This is a genomic window from Saccharibacillus endophyticus, from assembly GCF_013185185.1.
Taxonomy (GTDB): domain Bacteria; phylum Bacillota; class Bacilli; order Paenibacillales; family Paenibacillaceae; genus Saccharibacillus; species Saccharibacillus endophyticus.
Genome location: NZ_JAAZWE010000001.1, coordinates 427,159 through 441,365 on the forward strand (window position 1 = coordinate 427,159; position 14,207 = coordinate 441,365).

General features: G+C 55.5%; 12 protein-coding genes. 9 read left to right on the forward strand and 3 right to left on the reverse strand.

Annotated elements, in window-relative coordinates; all coding sequences use genetic code 11:
* Window positions 1–337: 337 nt before the first annotated feature.
* Together HRQ63_RS01985 and HRQ63_RS01990 are read right to left on the reverse strand one after the other, a co-directional pair.
* Window positions 338–2,785 (reverse strand): molybdopterin-dependent oxidoreductase, encoded by a 2,448-nt coding sequence (locus HRQ63_RS01985; RefSeq protein WP_172238340.1) that lies wholly within the window; start codon window positions 2,783–2,785, stop codon window positions 338–340.
* Complete coding sequence (locus tag HRQ63_RS01990; protein ID WP_172238343.1) at window positions 2,782–3,213, reverse strand: hypothetical protein; 432 nt, start codon at window positions 3,211–3,213, stop codon at window positions 2,782–2,784. Before HRQ63_RS01990 ends, HRQ63_RS01985 begins: the two co-directional genes overlap by 4 nt.
* A 191-nt stretch (window positions 3,214–3,404) precedes the next feature.
* Between HRQ63_RS01990 and HRQ63_RS01995 the strand changes: the two genes are divergently transcribed.
* From HRQ63_RS01995 to HRQ63_RS02020, 6 genes are all read left to right on the forward strand, one after another.
* Complete coding sequence (locus HRQ63_RS01995; protein ID WP_172238346.1) at window positions 3,405–4,070, forward strand: GntR family transcriptional regulator; 666 nt, start codon at window positions 3,405–3,407, stop codon at window positions 4,068–4,070.
* A gap of 27 nt (window positions 4,071–4,097) precedes the next feature.
* Complete coding sequence (gene ilvD, locus HRQ63_RS02000) at window positions 4,098–5,804, forward strand: dihydroxy-acid dehydratase (protein WP_172238349.1); 1,707 nt, start codon at window positions 4,098–4,100, stop codon at window positions 5,802–5,804.
* Between the two features lie 60 nt (window positions 5,805–5,864).
* The gene (locus tag HRQ63_RS02005) at window positions 5,865–6,452 is read left to right on the forward strand and encodes a sugar O-acetyltransferase (RefSeq protein WP_172240492.1); all 588 of its coding nucleotides are present in this window, start codon (window positions 5,865–5,867) and stop codon (window positions 6,450–6,452) included.
* A 210-nt stretch (window positions 6,453–6,662) separates the two neighbouring features.
* Window positions 6,663–7,475, forward strand: coding sequence for an HAD hydrolase family protein (locus HRQ63_RS02010; protein ID WP_172238352.1), 813 nt, complete (start codon window positions 6,663–6,665; stop codon window positions 7,473–7,475).
* A 134-nt stretch (window positions 7,476–7,609) separates the two neighbouring features.
* Window positions 7,610–7,966 (forward strand): MmcQ/YjbR family DNA-binding protein, encoded by a 357-nt coding sequence (locus tag HRQ63_RS02015; RefSeq protein WP_172238355.1) that lies wholly within the window; start codon window positions 7,610–7,612, stop codon window positions 7,964–7,966.
* A 99-nt stretch (window positions 7,967–8,065) separates the two neighbouring features.
* The gene (locus HRQ63_RS02020; RefSeq protein WP_172238358.1) at window positions 8,066–8,206 is read left to right on the forward strand and encodes a hypothetical protein; all 141 of its coding nucleotides are present in this window, start codon (window positions 8,066–8,068) and stop codon (window positions 8,204–8,206) included.
* Between the two features lie 169 nt (window positions 8,207–8,375).
* Here the strand turns inward: HRQ63_RS02020 and HRQ63_RS02025 are convergent, their stop codons facing one another.
* Window positions 8,376–9,812, reverse strand: coding sequence for a DHA2 family efflux MFS transporter permease subunit (locus tag HRQ63_RS02025; protein ID WP_172238361.1), 1,437 nt, complete (start codon window positions 9,810–9,812; stop codon window positions 8,376–8,378).
* Window positions 9,813–10,085: 273 nt separating this feature from the next.
* Between HRQ63_RS02025 and HRQ63_RS02030 the strand changes: the two genes are divergently transcribed.
* The 3 genes from HRQ63_RS02030 to HRQ63_RS02040 are packed head-to-tail and all read left to right on the forward strand — an operon-like array spanning window position 10,086 to window position 14,074.
* Window positions 10,086–10,673: a TetR/AcrR family transcriptional regulator gene (locus HRQ63_RS02030; protein ID WP_172238364.1), complete on the forward strand. Its 588-nt coding sequence runs from the start codon at window positions 10,086–10,088 to the stop codon at window positions 10,671–10,673.
* Window positions 10,674–10,695: 22 nt separating this feature from the next.
* Window positions 10,696–12,297 (forward strand): response regulator, encoded by a 1,602-nt coding sequence (locus HRQ63_RS02035; RefSeq protein ID WP_172238367.1) that lies wholly within the window; start codon window positions 10,696–10,698, stop codon window positions 12,295–12,297.
* Window positions 12,298–12,313: 16 nt separating this feature from the next.
* Window positions 12,314–14,074 carry a sensor histidine kinase gene (locus HRQ63_RS02040; protein ID WP_216673816.1) on the forward strand — a complete coding sequence of 587 codons (1,761 nt, stop codon included), beginning with the start codon at window positions 12,314–12,316 and terminating at the stop codon, window positions 14,072–14,074.
* Window positions 14,075–14,207: the final 133 nt, after the last annotated feature.

A 14,207-nucleotide genomic window follows, 5' to 3' on the forward strand; every position in this document is an offset into this window, starting at 1 on the left:
CGAGGCGATAGGGAGGCGCTGCGGGAAAAATTCGCTCAGTACGCTGTCTCGCGCAGAAAGCTTGCAGCTTTCCGCGCTCAAAGGCGTCCTTCGCTGAATTTCTCCCTCCGCTAGGGCTACCGCATCGAGTTGGGGAAGTAGGGGAAGAGCGAAAGCTTTGGAATTTCGGTTGGCATTTTTGGGCTTTTGGTTTTTTAATATTGAGGTTATTGAAAAGACCTCGGTGTTCGCTTAGAGCGAATGCCGAGGTCTTTTTTGCGCATATGTTATGGCGAAGGAGCTTGATTATGGAGAAGGAGATTGATGATGAACAAGTCAGGATGCCAAGATTTCAACCTTATTCTTCGATCGGCGTCTTTTTGAAATCCGTCCGCTGAGGGGAATAGGGTTGGATCGGGACGTTGATCATCGAGATCGGGATTTCGAGATGCTGGCCGGTTTGGATGCCGTAAGGCGTATCGAGCTTATTGACGCGCAGCAGGTCGTCGACGCTCATGTCGTATTTGTCGGCGATATAGCCGACGGTTTCGCCGCCGGCGACGAGGTGCTGTTTGCGGAGCTTTTCGATCCGGCAGGCGGACTGCTTGAACGTCGGCTGCTTGGACAGCGGGTCGACGAAATCGGCGGTCAGGTCGTTGGCGGCCTGATTGCTTTCCCAACTGCCGAAGTGGAACGGAACGAATACGAGGCCCGGTTGAACGGCGTCGCCGATTTTGGCCGGGACTTCGATCCGGCCGCGCGGCGAAACGATACGGATCACTTCGCCTTCGACGATGCCGAGCTTCGCCGCATCGGTTTCGTTCACTTCGACGTAACCGTGCGGAGCGGCGGCTTGCAGATAAGGCGAGCGTCCGGTCTTGGTGCGCGTATGCCAATGCCAAACGAGCCGTCCGGTCGTCAGCCACATCGGGAAGTCGCCGCCGGGCTGCTCGGACGGCGGATTATAGCGGGTCGCATGGAAAATGGCGCGTCCGTCGGCTTGCTTTTCCTCGTATTCGGCACGGGTCAAAGCGCGGCCCGTGAATTGGTTTTTCGTATAGCTCTGGGCATAATCGGTCGACGTCGGGAATTTGAAATCTTCGTACAGCCGTACGGTGCCTTCCGGACGCTCCGCCGTAGCCGGCCAGCGCAGACCGTTATGTTTTTCCAGCAGGTCGTACGTCATGCCGGTCATGTCGCTCGGACGTCCGCGCGAGACGGTTTTCCATTCTTCGAATGCTTCTTCCGGCGTCGAATAACCGATCAGCGGCTGTCCGTCTTTGTCTCGGAAGTCCATTCGTTTCGAAAAGTCGATCAAGATATCCAGGTCGGTTCGTACGCCTTCGGGCGGATTCACCGCTTTGCGCAGCAAGTTGATGCGACGGTCGGCGTTTTCCATCGTGCCTTCTTTTTCGCCCCACATGGCGGCAGGGAGGACGACGTCGGCCACTTTGGACGTCTCGGTCAGGAAATGGTCCTGCATGATGACGAACACTTTTTCCAGCGCGGCCTTCGCCCGTTTGCGGTTCGGCAGGGAAACGAGCGGGTTGGTGCCGATATTCCAGAACACGTCGATTTGATCCTGCTCGATCATCTCCAGCTGTTCCTCGATCCCTTTTTCCGGGCCGGCCGGAAAAAGGGATTCTTCGACGTTCCACAGATCCGCCATCTCCTGCAAATGCTGCGGGTTCATCGGGTTGCGGTTGGCGGGATAGGTCCCTACGCCGCCGACCGTGCGGTTGGCCGACGAGCTGGGCTGTCCGGCCATATGCAGCGGTCCGCTGCCCGGCTTGCCGATCAGGCCGCGAGCCAGATGCATATTGTTGATCGCCACGCAGGCCGTCGTCGCGTCCGCGCTTTGAAAAGCGCCTTGCAGCGTGGTCGTCACGAGCGTCGGGGTCTCGGACAGCACGCGCCCGGCTTCAAGCAGCGTATCGACCGGAATTCCGGTGACCTCCGACGTGCGTTCGGGCGTCCATTCCTCCAGCGCGCCGCGCATATCGTCGAAGCCGATCGTGTAGTTCGCGATAAACTCTTCGTCGGCCGCGCCGTTTTCCAGCATCAGGCGAAGCAGACCGTTCAGCAGCGGCACGTTGGTCCCCGGACGAAGCTGCAAATGCAGATCGGCGCCGCGCACGGTCAGCGTGCGGCGAGGGTCGACGGCGATGATGTACGGTTTGCCGATGCGGGCTTTGCGGTCCATAATGCGTTCGTGCAGCACCGTGCCGGTCTCGGCGACGTTATGACCGAACAGCATCAGCGTCTCCGTCTCGTCGATGTCTTCGTACGAAGCCGGCGCGCCGTCCGCTCCGAACGATTGCAGCAGGCAGAACTCCGTGGTCGCGGTGCACAGACGGGTGTTGGCGTCCAGCAGATGGGTGCCGATCGCTGCGCGGCCGACTTTGGCGATCGTATAGTAATCTTCGAGGAACGCTTGGCCGGTCGAGTAGATCGCGATGCCGTTCGGGCCTTTTTTCTCAATCGTTTCTTTCATTTTGTTCACGATCAGATCCATCGCTTCGTCCCAGCTCGCCGGGACCAGCTCGCCGAGATCGTTGCGGATCAGCGGGGAAAGCAGGCGGTCGGGACTTGAATTGGCCTGCCACTGATTTTCGCCTTTCGGTCCGAGCCGTCCGCGGTTGATCGAATGCTTGCCGTTGCCGCGGATGCCGACGATCTGCTCGTCTTTGACCGCGATCTCGCAGCCGCAGCCGACCGAACAGAGGTTGCAGGTGCTGTACACCCAGCGGTCGACCTCGCCTTGGCTGTATACGTTCATATCGATCCGTTCGTTTTGCCAGCTCATCGTACGCCTCCCGTCTGCGGTCGGTAAAGCACCGGCACGATGTATTTGCTGGTGTCGTCGCCGTAGGCGTTTTCGATCTCCGCCGCCGCTTCGGTCAATGTCTTTTTGATGCCGGGAAAACGGTTCTCCAGTTTGGCCGCTTCTTCGGAGTCCGCGTGATCCATCCAATCGACGGCGCGGAGCCAAGCGCGGAAGGTCGATTCGACGATCTCGTCGTTCAGGTAGACGACCGAGCAGTCCTTTTTGAAATCTTCCAAAGCCGGCGAGTCCTGTTTCAGTATAGGAAGCAGATTCCGTAAAGCCTGCCGTTCGTCCTCCAGGGCCGTGCGAAACAAAACGACCAGCGGGTGGCTCATTTCGGCGGTTTCTTTCAACGTTTGCTCGACTTCCTTGAGTACCGAAGAAAAAAGTGGGTAAAGCTTACTCATGAAATCCCTCCTGTCCGCGTGTTTTTTGTAAACCGACATATGATTATGCTCAATGTTACATACCCGTTTCGTATTTTTGTTAACAAAAAAATAAAAATTGAAAGGTTTTAATTTTAGATTGCTTTTCGTATACGTATGCGATATATTGCATACTATAGTTTGTTGAAACGTTAAGCAAAGGAGGCTTCCTATTGCCCGTTCCTCAAAATTTTAAAGCTCCGGCCCGAAAGTCCGCCAAAGAAAAAGCGTTCGACCAGATCCAGCGCTGGATCATCGACGGCACCCTTCAGCCGGGCGAAAAATTGCTCGAATCGGAATTAAGCGAATCGCTCGGCGTAAGCCGCACGCCGATTCGCGAAGCTTTTCAGCTGCTTGAAGTGAAGGGGCTGGTTGCAACTTATCCCGGCAAAGAAACGAAAGTGACGGGAGTCGAAAAAGAAGATATTTTCAAACTGTATTCTACTTTGGCCGCCCTGCACGCGTCCGCGGCGGAAGTCGCGGCGAAGCTGATCCGTCCCGAACAAATTCGACATTTGATCGACTTGAACACGGAATTCGAACGCGCGGTCGGCAGCGACCAACCTTACTTGGCGATGGAGACGGACGAAGAATTTCACAACGCGATCGTCGAGCTTTCGAGCAATCCGTACACGGCAAGTTTCAGCGATTCGCTTCAAGTGCATATCCGGCGATTAAAATACGTGTTTTTGCGGCAGCCGATCGACTCGACGCAGGCTTCGGTCGACGAACACTTCGCGATCATCCGCGCTTTTCAAAACCGCGATGCCGCAGCCGCCCACGAAGCCATGAAGCAGAATTTGATCCGTCCGATGCGCGAACTGGAACATCTGATTTAATACCTCAACAGACGGGAGCAAACCAAAATGGAAAACACCAACAACGGCGAACAAAAAGACTTGAGAATCCGCAGCAAAGTCATCAGCGAGGGCGCGAATCGGGTACCGAACCGGGCCATGCTGCGCGCGGTAGGCTTCACCGACGAAGATTTCAAAAAACCGATGATCGGCGTGGCCAGCACCTGGAGCGAAGTGACGCCGTGCAATATGCATATCAACGATCTTGCTTTCAAAGCGAAACAAGGCGTTAAAGAAAACGGCGGAGCGCCGCTCGTATTCAATACGATCACCGTGTCCGACGGCATCTCGATGGGGCACGAGGGCATGCTGTTCTCGCTGCCGAGCCGCGAAGCGATCGCCGATTCGATCGAGATCGTGGCGGGAGCGGAACGCTTCGACGGCCTGGTGGCGGTCGGCGGCTGCGACAAGAACACGCCGGCCTGCCTCATGGCGATCGGACGGCTGAACGTTCCGTCCGTATACGTGTACGGCGGAACGATCCAACCCGGCATTCTCGACGGCAAAAAGATCGATATCGTATCCGCGTTCGAAGCCGTCGGCCAGTACCAGGAAGGGAAAATGACCGACGAAGAGTTGAAAAAGGTCGAGTGCAGCGCTTGTCCGGGTCCCGGCGCGTGCGGCGGCATGTACACGGCCAACACGATGGCGGCTTCCGCCGAAGCAATGGGCATGAGCCTGCCGGGCTCGTCGTCGACGCCCGCCATTTCCCCGGGCAAAGCGGAAGAATGCGAAAGAGCCGGCGCGGCGGTCATCAATCTGCTCGAAAAAGGAATTTATCCGCGCGATATCATGACCAAAGAAGCGTTCGAAAACGCGATCACGGTCGTGATGGCTCTGGGCGGTTCCACGAACGCGTTCCTGCATTTGCTCGCGATGGCGCATTCGGTCGACGTGGACCTGACGCTGGACGATTTCGAGCGCATCCGGTTGAACGTGCCGCATTTGGCCGATTTGAAACCGAGCGGAACGCATGTCATGCAGGATCTGAACGATATCGGCGGCGTGCCGGGCGTCATGAAGATGCTGCTTGAGCGCGGACTGCTGCACGGGGACTGCATGACGGTAACGGGCCGGACGTTGGCGGAGAACCTGGCCGACATGCCTTCCTTGGAGGAAGGGCAGGATATTATCCGTTCGTTCGACAATCCGCTGAAACCGAACGGCCCGCTCGTCGTGCTCAAAGGCAATCTGGCGCCGGACGGCGCCGTAGCCAAAATGTCGGGCATGAAAAAGTCCCGCTTTACCGGCCCGGCCAAAGTATACGACAGCGAGGACGAGGCTACGGCGGCGATTACGCGAGGCGATATTGTCAAAGGCGACGTGCTGGTTATCCGTTATTGCGGACCGAAAGGCGGGCCGGGCATGCCGGAAATGCTGTCGGTCACGGCGATGATCGTCGGCAAAGGGCTGGGCGGCGAGGTTGCGCTGATGACGGACGGACGCTTCTCGGGCGGTTCGCACGGATTCGTGGTGGGACACGTATCGCCGGAAGCTCAAGTCGGAGGTCCGATCGGATTGCTTCGGACCGGCGACATGGTTACGTTCGACAGCGAAATCCGCGAAGTCAGCATGGACGTGAGCGAGGAAGAGTTGGCAGCGCGCAAGCAAGCTTGGGTGCAGCCGCCGCTTAAGGTATCCTCGGGCGTGTTGGCGAAGTATGCGCGTCTTGTATCTTCCGCTTCCAAGGGGGCGGTAACGGATTTGTTCGAGTAACCGTCTTCGTTTATACTTGAATAAACCGTGACTTCGGAGGGATTGGGATTGACGCAGGATATGACCGAAAAAGAAAAAGCCGCTTCGGGTTTGTTGTACGACAATAATAACGATCCGCAGCTTGTGCGCGAACGCAACTACTGCAAGTCGTTATGCTTCGAGCATAATCAACTGAATCCGCTGAAGCAGACCGAACGCGAAGAATTGATCCGCAAGATCGTGGCGGAAGCGAAAGGACCGTTCGTGATCGAACAACCTTTCTACTGCGATCTGGGTTATCATATCGAGTTGGGACGAAACTTCTACGCGAATCATAATCTTGTGATTTTGGACGCGGCCAAAGTAACGTTCGGGGACAATGTGTTTATCGGACCGAACTGCGGCTTTTATGCCGCCGGTCATCCGCTCGACGTCGAGCAGCGCAACGCGGGATTGGAGTACGCCTATCCGATCGCCGTCGGCGACAACGTCTGGTTCGGCGGCAATGTAGCCGTGATGCCGGGCGTGACGATCGGTTCCGGAAGCGTGATCGGAGCGGGCAGCGTCGTGAACCGGGATATTCCGCCGGGCGTAATTGCTGCGGGCAATCCGTGCCGGGTCATTCGCGAGATCACGGAGGAAGATCGCAATAAATACAAACGGGCCTGACGATGCTGGGACACGAGGCAGCCGATCGACTCGAACAAAAGACGCGTATCCTTTTAGGGAAACGCGTCTTTTTGGCGTATGCGGAGAATTCGCGATTGCATCCAAAAAGAAGCTTGACATGAAACGCGTTTCACGCGATAAAGTAAAAATGCAACTTCATAAAGGATATTTAAAAAGTGTATAAACGAAGCGGAAACGAGGAGGAAGATCATGTTCAAGCTGGTGGTTAGCGATCTGGACGGGACATTTTTGAATAACGAAGGCGATTTCGATCGGGAGCGCTTTGCGGACGTATACGCGCAGATGCAGAAGCAGGGCGTTCAGTTCGCGGCTTGCACGGGCAAGCAATGCGAGCGGGTAGAAGAACTGTTCGAAGGGTTCGACGGCATCTGGATTCTCGGCGACAGCGCGACCCGAATCAAGCGGGACGGTAAAGTAGTGCAGGAGTTCGCGCTGGCTCGGGAACTGGCTTTGGAATCCGTTGCCGAGATCGAAGACTTCGACCTCAACATGATCATTATCGCTTGCACCGGAGACGCGGCTTACGTGCGCGATACGCTTCCGGATCACGAATACGACCTGGTAAAGCGTTCGTACCGCGAAGTCATTCGGGTGTCCTCGTTCGACCGAGTGCCGGGCTCTTTCGTCAAAGTCACCGTATTCGACGCGGAAGGACGCAGCGCGGATCTTCGGCGCAAGGTCGAGAACAAGCTCGGCGGTCAAATGTATGTCGTGGACTCCGAGCCGCGCTGGCTGGATATTACGGCGCTCGGCACGCACAAAGGCGAGACGGTCATGAAACTTCAGCAGATGCTAGGCGCCACGCGCGAAGAAACGTTGTCGTTCGGCGACGGGGAGAACGACGTCGAGCTGATGCGGATCGCAGAGTTCAGTTTCGCGGTAAGCAATGCCTGCGACAATACAAAGGCAGCAGCAGCATTTGTCGCGAAGTCCAATGTCGAAGACGGCGTGCTGCTGACGGTGGAAAAACTGCTGCGTTTGCAGGCACGGGCGCGCCTTTGATTCTTTGCCATTTCTCCGCAGTCTATATGCGATCCGTCATATGGCGTCCGCTTCCGCGGGCGCTTCTTTTTCGGCTTTGTTATACTGAATAAGAATAGATCGGCGAAGACAAGAAAAGAAGGTGAACCGGAAACATGAACAAACAAGACCTGATCGACCACTGCCTGAACTACCCCGGCGTGTACGAAGATTATCCGTTCGACGAGAGCTGGACCGTCATGCGGCATGGCGCCAACAAAAAATCGTTCGCGTTCATTTACGTACGTGAAGGTCATGATTGCGCCAATCTCAAATGCGAGCCCATGAGGGCGGCGATGCTGCGCGATCTGCACGAAGACATCAAGCCGGGTTATCATATGAACAAAGAACATTGGAACACGGTAATTTTGGACAGGCAGTTGGAGGAAGAAGATATTTTCGACTTGGTACGGCACAGTTTCGAGTTGACCCGGCCCAAAATTCCGAAAAAGCGGCAGCAGTCGGATTTTTGAACAAGTCTTGAACGGATCGCTGCCCCAAAATCAGTTCAAAGCGGCTTTTGCGGGGTTATCGTATAGTAAGAACCCGCAAATGCGAAAGGAGGAGAACCCATGAACAAGACGCTGCGTGTGCTGGCTGCCGCCGGATTGCTTGCGACGATGATCGGCTGCGGTTCGGACGACGACAACGATATGAACGATATGGACGATGCGGAGCATCAGCAGATGGACGATCAAGACGACAATGATTGAAACTAAAAGCTTGACAACCTTGCCTTTACTTGATCAAGCTGCTGAGATCTGCCGAAACGCATAAAAAAAGCTGTCGGAACAATGCCGACAGCTTCGAAGCAGCGAAGGGTTTCGCTGCTTTTTTGTTTTTTTTTGGGTTATCGTCCTTGAAGATCGAAGCAATCCCGGTTCAAGCTTTCGTCGGGTTGCCTTTTTCGCCGTGCACGATCACCGTTTCTCCCTCGCCGCCGCGCTTCACCTTTTTAATAAAGAATGACAGCAGCAAGCCTACGATTCCGATTCCTACGATCACCACATACGCATCATTAATCCCGGCGATTTGGGCTTGCGTCGCGATTTGCGCCGGGTCGGTGCCGTTTTGCATCATGTCAGCCGCGTACGACTTGGCCCGGTCGGACATGACGGTGACGAGCAGCGAGGTGCCGATCGCTCCCGCGACTTGACGGGTCGTATTGCTGATCGCCGTGCCGTGCGCGTTCAGTCGGGGCGGCAGTTGGTTCAGGCCTGCGGTCTGAAGCGGCATCATCATGAAGGCCATGCCGATCCGGCGCGCCGTGGACATGAGCACCAGGTACGTATAGCTGGTCGTGTCCGTCAGGTTGATAAAGCCGAGCGTCGTCGCGATCACGATCGCCATACCGATAATCGTCAACCATTTCGCTCCGAACTTATCGAATAACCGTCCGGTCACCGGCATCAGGAGGCCCATCAACAGGGCGCCCGGCAGAAGCAGCAGACCGGATTCGATCGCGGTGTAACCCCGGGCATTTTGCAGATACAAAGGCAGCAGCATCATGTCCGCGTACATAATCATCGTCACGGCGATGCTGATGACGATCGTCAGCGAGAACATGTTGAATTTGAAAGCGCGCAGGTCGAGCAGCGGCGTCGTCATCTTGAGCTGTCTCCAGCAGAATGCGACCAATCCGATCACGCCGATCGCGATCATGATCAACACTTCGGAGCTGGACCAGCCCAGGCTGCCCGCGCGGCTGAAACCGTAAAGCAGGGCGCCGAAGCCGATCGTCGACAAAATCACGCTGATCGCGTCGAATTTGACGTTGACGCGTTCGCCGACGTTACGCAGGAAAATGAAGCCCAGCACGATGACCAGCACGGCCAAAGGAATCATCGCGTAGAACATCGTTTCCCACGAATAATGTTCCAACGTATAACCCGCAAGCGTCGGTCCGATTGCCGGAGCGACGATAATCGCGAGACCGACGAGCCCCATGGCCGATCCGCGTTTTTCCGGCGGGAACAGGGCCAGAATCACGTTCATCAAGAGCGGCATGATAATGCCCGCGCCGGCTGCTTGGATCAGGCGTCCGGTCAACAGCATCGGGAAGTCGCCCGCGAGCGCCGATACGACCGTGCCGACCAGGAAAATCATCATCGACGCCTGGAACAGCTGGCGCGTCGAGAACTTTTGCATCAGATAAGCGGTGATCGGAATCAGCACGCCGTTGACGAGCAGATAGCCGGTGGTCAGCCATTGGGCGGTAGCCGCCGTAATGTCGAAGTCTTTCATCAACTCCGGCGTAGCGACGCTCATCAGGGTCTGATTCAAAGTCGCCAAGAAGGCGCCCAGAATCATGATGAACATAATCGGTCCTTTTTTGGCCGATTTTGTGTCTAAAGTATGGGTACTGCTCAATTTCTCTCCGTCCTCTCGTTTCTGGGCTAGACTTTTTTTACAACGTGTCGGATAATCAACATTGCATAAATCAGATTATAGCGAGGCGCAGCCTGCGGTTACAAGCGACACTTTTCTTTAAATCGTCTATTAGTTTTCACAATCGCGCGAAATGTTGTTTAAAATTTGAATAATATACACAAATCATGAAAGTGTAAATCAAGACATATCAGGGGGATTCCAATGAAAGAAACGGAGAAAACCAAAGTCGATCCCAGAGTGCTGAGAACCCGGCAGTTATTGAAAAACGCGTTGGTTGAATTGTTGGAGGAGATGGAGCCGGACAAGATCACGGTGAACCGGATCGCCGAGCGGGCCACGATCAACCGGGTGACTTTTTATTTGCATTACCGCGACATTCAGGACATGATGGAGAAAATGGCCGAAGAAATGGTCGTGGAGATCGAGAAAGCGATGACCAAAACGATCGAAGAGAAAAAGACGGGAGGCGACGACGTGATATTGCTCGGACTATTGGAGCATGTCGCGGCCAACGCCAAGTTTTACAAAGTGATCATCGGGTCGCGCGGCGTGCCTATTTTCCATGAACGGCTGCGGGACATTTTCGTGAAAAAAATCAACGACGGCGTAACGAAACAGAGCTTGGAAGGAAAAGGCATCCAGCAGGACGTCGCGGTTTGGTTCGGCTCCGCGGCCATGCTGGGCACGATCGCTTCCTGGGTGCGCAACGACATGCCGTATTCGCCGCAATTTTTGGCCCGGCAGTTCGCCTTGTTGTTCCGCCGCGAAGATCTGTACGAGAACGATTGACGATCCGAAAGGAGAGGCCGAGATGACACCGATCAAGCTATTGTTAGCCGACGATGAACCGATCATTTTGCGCGGGCTGAAAAAGCTGCTGCCATGGGATGAGCTGGGGTTTGAGATTGTGGGTGAAGCCGGTGACGGACGCGAACTGCGAGAGCTGATCCGCGACTTGTCGCCTCAACTGGTTATTAGCGATATCAGCATGCCGGAAGGCAATGGCATCGAAGTGATTCAGGAGATGAACGGTCGCGGCGGGCAGGCCAAGATCGTATTTATCAGCGCATTTCAGGAATTCGGTTATGCGCGCGAAGCCGTTCAGCTCGGCGCGCTCGATTACCTGGTCAAGCCGATCAGCAAAAGCCAATTGGAATCGGTCGTACGGAAAGCCGCCGCACTGATTCGGGAAGAAAGCGAAGGCCGGCAGAAGCGGGAACGGCTGCATTATTATGAAGCCAAAGACCGGGCGCAGACGATCGAAGAGCTGACGGACCGTTTGCTTGACGGAGATTTGAAAGCGTTGACATCCTTGGTTGAATTGCATCGTCTGACCGCCGACGCACGCTGCACGGTATTCGTGATCGAAGCGGAAGAGTCGTTCGGGAAAAATGCCTGGCAGGAAAAAGAGCGCAGCTTGGCTTTTTTCGCGTTGGGCAACGTCATTCGGGAGGCCGTCGAAGAGCAGCAGGGGATGAATGGCATGATCACGCAAAAAGAAGGACGTTTCGCCGTGCTTATGCAGCATGACGACGTGGACTCGCTGGCTGATCTGATCGAGGAACTCATCGGCAAAATCGAGCTTTATCTCAAGCTGCACGTATCGTGCGGCGTCGGCCGAACGACGAATTCGCCGGAGCATGCCGATCTCGCTTACCGCTCCGCGCTCAAAGCGCTGGACCGGACATATTTTGCCGGATTCGGGCGCGTGCTGCTGGACGAAGAAAGCAGCGAGATTCCGTCGAAGCGCCGCGCCGATTCGGCGGAGCTGCAAGCGCGGCTGGTCGGCGCGATGGTCGCGCGGCGTCAGGGCGAGATCCATCCGCTGGCCGAAGAGTTGTTCGGAGCGATCGGAATCGGCCCCGGCATCGGCAAGCATGCGGCGATCTCCGCGTTGTACCACAGCGTGCTGTCGGTGGTCGGGGAGTGGGAAGAACGCCGGGGAGAAGCGGCTTCGGACCGATCCGGCGAACTTTTACTGGAAAAACTGACTGCTTGCCCGTCATACGCGGAAGCCTGCACCGTAGCCGAAGAAGCACTGAACAGCCGGATGAACGCCGCATGCGAAGATTCCTCGGACCGCAACCGCGACATGCCCTCCCGTATCCGCGCCTATGTCGACGAACATTACGCCGAAGCGATCACGCTGGAGAAGATGGCCGCCGACTTTTATATGAACCCTTATTACTTCAGCAGCTTTTTCAAAAAACAAATGGGGCAGAACTTCAAGACCTACGTCACGGACATTCGGATGAGCAAGGCGTCGGCGCTGCTGCATAATCCCGATCTGATGATCTACGAGATCGCGGAGCGAGTAGGGTATAACAACGTTCGGCATTTCAGCGACACGTTCAAAAAAAAGTACGGGCAGGTGCCGCAGGATTACCGCCAATCGGGCCGCGCGCCGTCATGAAAAGGAGGAGGGACGATTGACGGGAATCCGCAAACTTCGAAAACGGCTGCCCAAAAGCATTTTCGTCAAATTGTCGGCAGCGTTCATTTTGGTCGGATTGGTGCCTTTGTTCGCGCTCAGCCTGTTTTCCGTACAGACTTTTTCGAATTACGTGGTTCGTTACACGACCGGGAATTTGCAGCAGATGGTCTTGTACATGAGCTACAATCTCGACACGGCGCTCCGGCAGTACGACGATATTTCCAAACTGATGTATACCGGGCGTTACGAAGGGTTTTCGGAAACGATGAGCCGTAATCAGACGTATAACGTGAACGAACTGGAACAGATTAACGCGACGCCGATCGATTCGTTTTTGAAAACAGTGCTGTACAGCGATACATATATCACGGCCGCTTATTTCGTACGCGAGACGGACGGCAAGTTGTATTATCAAGATCGGGAAAACCGCGCGCTGCAAACCGATCTTCTCCCGACAGAGCAGCGGAAAACGGAGATGGAAGCTCAGCCTAATCGTCTGGCGATCTTTCCGGCGCGCGATGATGCGTATTTTGCCGGTTCGGCGCGCGAAGTGTTCACGTTGGCTCGGAACCTGATTGATACGTCGGGCACCCTAACCCGCGAGCCGAAGGTGGTCGGGACGCTGTTTTTCGATATCGATACGAGGTTGTTCCGGCAGCTTTCGGGCGAATTGGCGTTAGGCGAGCAGGACGAACTGGTGCTGGCGAACGGCAAAGACCGGTTGTTTTTCAGCAAACAGGGCGCGGAAAGCGCGGCGGCGATGCTTTCCGGAAACCCTGATCGGGAAATGATAATATTAGAGGAAAAGGTACCGTATTTGCAGGGCAGATTGATCGCGGGCGTGCATCGGGCGGCGTTATTCGAACAGCTTTTTTCCGCCCGAACGACCGTGTATTTGGCGATCCTGATCGGTGCCGCCGCGCTCGTCGTCGTCGGAGCCTGGTTCTCGCGCCGACTGTCCGCTCCGATCCGCCGCTTGATGAAGCAGATGACCGTGGTGGAATCCGGCCGGTTGGAACCGATGCCCCCGCCGCGAAGCGAAGACGAGATCGGCCGATTGACGCAGAGCTTCAATACGATGGTGCAGCGCCTGCAAATCCATATTGATGAAGCTTACGTCGCCCAGATCAAGCAAAAGCAGACGGAACTCAGCGCGCTCAAAAGCCAGATCCGTCCGCATTATTTGTATAACACGTTGGAGGTCATTCGGATGAACGCCGTTGATAAAGAAGCCGACGAAGTCGCCGACATGATCCACTCGCTGGCGAACCAATTGAAATACGTGATCGACTATGGAGAAGAACGCGTAAGCCTGGAACAAGAGATTCAGCATCTTCGGGACTATTTCTATATCATCTCCGTGCGTTACGATAATCGTTACACGCTTCGCTTCGAGATCGCTGCGGAGGTGAACGCGGATTGGCGGGTCGTCAAACTCAGCCTTCAGCCGATCGTCGAGAATGCTATTCAACACGGCCTGCGCGCGAGCAAAAAAGGCACCGTCCTGATCGCGGCGGCCGTTGAAGAAAACGATCTGCATGTCACCGTCCACGACGACGGCTCCGGCATGAACGCCGAAACGCTGGACCGAATCGAACAAGTCCTGAACACTCCCTCCATACCCGGCCGCTCGATCGGTCTTAAAAACGTGCACGAACGTATCCGCTCCCAGTACGGCGAAGCCTACGGCCTGTCCGTCACCAGCCGCGAAGACGTCGGAACTTCCGTTTTGCTCCGTTTTCCTATACCCGATTAATTAGAAAAAGGAACGGCGCCGAGTCATTTCCGAACGCATAGAGAAAGTCCAACGTACCTGGAAGCGAGAAGGCGGAGAGAGAAATTCAGTGAAAAACGCCTTTGAACTTGGAAAACTTCCATCTCCAATTTCA

What these genes read in the sequence shown, in the direction of transcription:
- HRQ63_RS02025 (WP_172238361.1), bottom strand. Translation starts at nt 9,812, where the DNA reads ATGTTCATCATGATTCTGGGCGCCTTCTTGGCGACTTTGAATCAGACC.
- HRQ63_RS02030 (WP_172238364.1), top strand. Translation starts at nt 10,086, where the DNA reads ATGAAAGAAACGGAGAAAACCAAAGTCGATCCCAGAGTGCTGAGAACC.
- HRQ63_RS01990 (WP_172238343.1), bottom strand. Translation starts at nt 3,213, where the DNA reads ATGAGTAAGCTTTACCCACTTTTTTCTTCGGTACTCAAGGAAGTCGAG.
- HRQ63_RS02015 (WP_172238355.1), top strand. Translation starts at nt 7,610, where the DNA reads ATGAACAAACAAGACCTGATCGACCACTGCCTGAACTACCCCGGCGTG.
- HRQ63_RS02020 (WP_172238358.1), top strand. Translation starts at nt 8,066, where the DNA reads ATGAACAAGACGCTGCGTGTGCTGGCTGCCGCCGGATTGCTTGCGACG.
- HRQ63_RS02010 (WP_172238352.1), top strand. Translation starts at nt 6,663, where the DNA reads ATGTTCAAGCTGGTGGTTAGCGATCTGGACGGGACATTTTTGAATAAC.
- ilvD (WP_172238349.1), top strand. Translation starts at nt 4,098, where the DNA reads ATGGAAAACACCAACAACGGCGAACAAAAAGACTTGAGAATCCGCAGC.
- HRQ63_RS02005 (WP_172240492.1), top strand. Translation starts at nt 5,865, where the DNA reads ATGACCGAAAAAGAAAAAGCCGCTTCGGGTTTGTTGTACGACAATAAT.
- HRQ63_RS02035 (WP_172238367.1), top strand. Translation starts at nt 10,696, where the DNA reads ATGACACCGATCAAGCTATTGTTAGCCGACGATGAACCGATCATTTTG.
- HRQ63_RS01985 (WP_172238340.1), bottom strand. Translation starts at nt 2,785, where the DNA reads ATGAGCTGGCAAAACGAACGGATCGATATGAACGTATACAGCCAAGGC.